Genomic DNA, 3,469 nt, shown 5'->3' with positions numbered 1-3,469 from the left:
GGTGTGGAGGGGGCCGGGGAAACGGACCCGGGGAACGGGCGGATCAGGTGAGGAACGTCTTGAGCTCGTGCACGAGCTTCTTGATGTGGCCGGAGATCACCGGCGTGCCGAGGTCCTTGAAGCGCTCCCGGAACCACGGGTTGACGCTGCCGCGCCCGGCGCTGGTCACCGAACCCACCGGGATGAACTTCGCGCCCGACCGGTGGACGGCGGACATGCTCTCGAACAGCTCGTCGGCGCGCCATTCGTAGAAGTCGGAGATCCACACCACCACGGTGTTGCGCGGCTCGGCGATCTTCGGCTGGGCGAGCGCCATGGCCACGGTGCCGTCCGTGCCGCCGCCGAGCTTGGTGCGCAGCAGGGTCTCGAACGGGTCGTGCGCCCAGGGCGTGAGGTCCAGCGCCTGGGTGTCGTAGGCGATCAGGTGGACGTCCACCTTCGGCAGCCCGGCGAAGATGGAGGCCAGGATGGTGCAGTTGACCATCGAGTCGACCATGGAGCCCGACTGGTCCACGACGACGATCAGCCGCTGCGGCGTCGTCCTGCGGCTGGTGTGCCGGTAGTAGAGGCGGTCGACGTAGAGCCGCTCCTCCTCCGGGCTCCAGTTGGTGAGGTTCTTCCAGATGGTGCGGTCGATGTCGAGGTTGCGGAAGACCCGCTTCGGCGGGACGGACCGGTCGATGTCGCCGACCGTGGCCTTCTCCACCTGGGTGCGCAGGACCTGGGAGACCTCGTCCACGTAACGGCGGATCAGCGACTTGGCGTTCGCCAGAGCCACGCCGGAGAGGTTGTCCTTGTCCCGCAGCAACTGCTCGATCAGCGACATGCTCGGGGTCAGCCGCGCGGCCAGCCGCGGGTCGGCCAGCACCTCGCGCAGCCGCATCCGCTTGACCAGGGAGGCCTCGAGGGAGCCGAGTTCCGGGCCGATGGCGGGGATCAGCCGGCCGAGGTCGGGCGTGCGCCCGCCACCGCCGGTACCGGTGGGGCTGACTCCCGGACCGCCCGCCCCGGCGCGACCGCCCCGCAGGTCGCCGGGCCGGCAGCCGAGCGCCCGCTCCAGCCAGCCCGCGTCGGACTGCCAGCGGGCCAGCTGCTCGGCGGTGACGGCGCCGGAGCCGGTGGAGAAGACGTTCAGCAGGACCTTGGAGACGAGGGCCGCGCGCCGCACCTCGGCGGCCCGGTCGCGGGCGTCGTCCTCCTCCGGTTCGGGGGTCATCAGCCCGTCGAACTCGGCGGCCAGCTCCGGGTGCCGCTGCACCACGGAGTCGACGGAGGCGCCCGGGTCGAGCAGGGCGGGCGGCAGCCCGATGTCCTCGACCACGGCGAGGCTCGCCGACTCCAGCGAGGCCTGCTCCTCCGGGTCGAACAGCCGGGCCAGCAGCCGCCAGTAGAGCACCTGGCGGCGGTTGTCGTCCGGGTCGGGCACGGCGGGTACGGCCGGCCCGGCGGGCGCGGAGGGCGCGGCGGGCCGTGCGGGGCCGGGCGCGGTGGCCCGTGCGGTGGGGTCGGTCATTTCCGCAACAGCCTTCCGGCCCGCTCGCGGAGCGCGTCGACGGCGCCGGTGGCGGCCTTCTCCGCGCGGACGCCGGCCTTGTCGGCGGTGCCCCCGGCCCACGCTCCGGCGTGCACGGCGACGGCCTTCTTCCGCACGGTCCGCTCCACGGCCAGCGGCTGGACGTGGAACTCCCCCGCGTCCCACCGGAGCAGCGCGAGGCACGCGCCGGACGCGGCGACGGCCTCGGCGGTGAGCGGTCCGGCGGCCGGTATCCGCTCGGTGTCGACGGGCAGGCGGTGCCCGGCGATCCGGAACGCGACCCCGTCGTCGCCCTGTTCCGCCTCGTACCCCTCCAGCAGGACGGGGACGGCGATCCGGGCCGGATGCCGGTCCAGCGGTGCGGTCGCCGCGGCGATGGCCGCCGGCAGCACCACGCGCGCGGTGACGAAGGGGTCGGCCGGCTCGCCCGCGCGGGCGAGCGCGTCGTCCCAGAGCAGGTCGCCCCCGGCGGTGACGGGCATCGCGTCCAGGTCCATCGCGCGGCCCTCGCTCACCGCGGTCAGCAGGGACAGGTGCGGGCGCAGCAGCTGCCACAGGCCCGCCCCGACGACGGTGTCGGGCTTCGGGGCGGACGCGGAGGCCCGCACCAGTTGGGGCGCGCCGCCGTCGGCGGGCTCGAACACCGCGTGGACCTGGGCCTGTACGGCGGTCGCGTGTTCCTGCACGTCGATGCCGAGCGGCAGCAGGCGGCCGGTGGCGGTGCCCGCCGCGGGAGCAGCGGCCGCCCCCGGAAGCGTCAGGAGCAGGGCCCGGGACCAGAGGTCCGCCCACCGGCGCACCGGGACGCGCTCCAGGGTGGCTCCCGGGCAGGAGGCGGCGAGTTCGGCGGCGAATCCGTCCAGCAGCGTGGCCTGCCGGCGCAGCGCCGGTTCGGGCAGCATCGCGGAGACGACGGGGGCGGCGCCGCCGACCAGTTCGTGGTCGATGCCCTGCCAGCCGGCGCGCGCGAGGTCGCTCAGCCAACTGCGGGCGGCGGACAGGAGGTTCGCGGCGGGGTCCGCGCCGCCGGTCCCGCCCGGGGCGGCCTCCTCGGCGGGAGGCCGGCCGAGGGCCTCCGCCACTCGGGCGGTCAGCGCGTCGTGCGCCGAACCGAGCAGGGCGGCCCGGGCGGCGGCGAGCGCGACGAAGTGGTCCTCACCCGCGGCCCCGGCCACCGTCTTGTCGGCCGCCTCGGCGACGCGCGCGGCGAGCGGGGTCCCGGCGACGGCGTCGGCCAGCTCCACCACACCGGCGGCCTGGCCGGGCTGCGGCCGGAGCAGGCCGGCGACGAGCGCCGCGTCGAAGGCGTCCACGGCCGCGAGGGCCTCGTCGAGCCCGTCGACGGGGTCGAACAGCAGGTCGGCACGCATCAGGCCACCGCCCGCGTCGTCGGGAACCACTGCATCTCGGGCAGCGGTGCGGTGTCCGGAGCGAGCTCCAGGTACGCCAGGTGCCGGAGGAACCGGCTGAACACGGACGCCGCGGCCGAACCGTCGCCCTGCGGGGGCCTCGTGCTCCGCATGGCGTGGGTGAGGGAGTCCCCGTCGAGCTCGCCGTCCGCCGCNNCGGCGGCGACGGACGACACGTAGACGCGCCCGATGTCCGACCCGCTGGAGACCACCCCCTGCAGCCGGCCGTCCGCCAGTTCGACGAACGGGACCTTGGACAGCTTCCGCGGCCGTGCGGGCGGCACCACCCGTGCCGTGCTCGACTTCTCCCAGACGGACAACGCACCATCTCCCATGCATGCGAAAGGGGACGTCCACGCCACTGCGGCGCGACACGAGGGAAGCTATCCCCGGCCACTGACAACGAGGTGGCACGGGACGGAACCCCGGGTGCGGCCACCGGGGAGCGGGCCTCGCGCGGGCGCCCGGGCCCCCGTCGGCGCACGGGCCCGCGCACCCGTCGGCGCATCGCCCGCCCATGTCCGCG

General features: G+C 75.4%; 2 protein-coding genes and 1 pseudogene. All 3 read right to left on the bottom strand.

The window, feature by feature from the left end:
• Positions 1–43: 43 nt before the first annotated feature.
• A complete protein-coding gene (locus tag AOK18_RS10245) occupies positions 44–1,513 on the bottom strand; it encodes a vWA domain-containing protein (RefSeq protein WP_240503125.1) in 1,470 nt (489 codons plus the stop codon).
• Entirely contained in the window at positions 1,510–2,934 is a 1,425-nt protein-coding gene (locus AOK18_RS10240; RefSeq protein WP_206281520.1) for a hypothetical protein, read from the bottom strand. The genes AOK18_RS10245 and AOK18_RS10240 overlap by 4 nt, the downstream gene beginning before the upstream one ends.
• Positions 2,904–3,098, bottom strand: a pseudogene (locus tag AOK18_RS35335) (hypothetical protein); the annotation flags it as partial. The gene AOK18_RS10240 and the pseudogene AOK18_RS35335, both read right to left, overlap by 31 nt.
• Between the last annotated feature and the right edge of the window lie 371 nt (positions 3,099–3,469).

Source organism: Streptomyces prasinopilosus, assembly GCF_001419695.1.
GTDB lineage: Bacteria > Actinomycetota > Actinomycetes > Streptomycetales > Streptomycetaceae > Streptomyces > Streptomyces prasinopilosus.
This window is presented reverse-complemented; position numbering and strand designations above follow the sequence as displayed.

Bases quoted from the DNA above. Each gene is read 5' to 3' on its own strand.
- AOK18_RS10245 (WP_240503125.1), bottom strand. From the start codon at position 1,513: ATGACCGACCCCACCGCACGGGCCACCGCGCCCGGCCCCGCACGGCCC.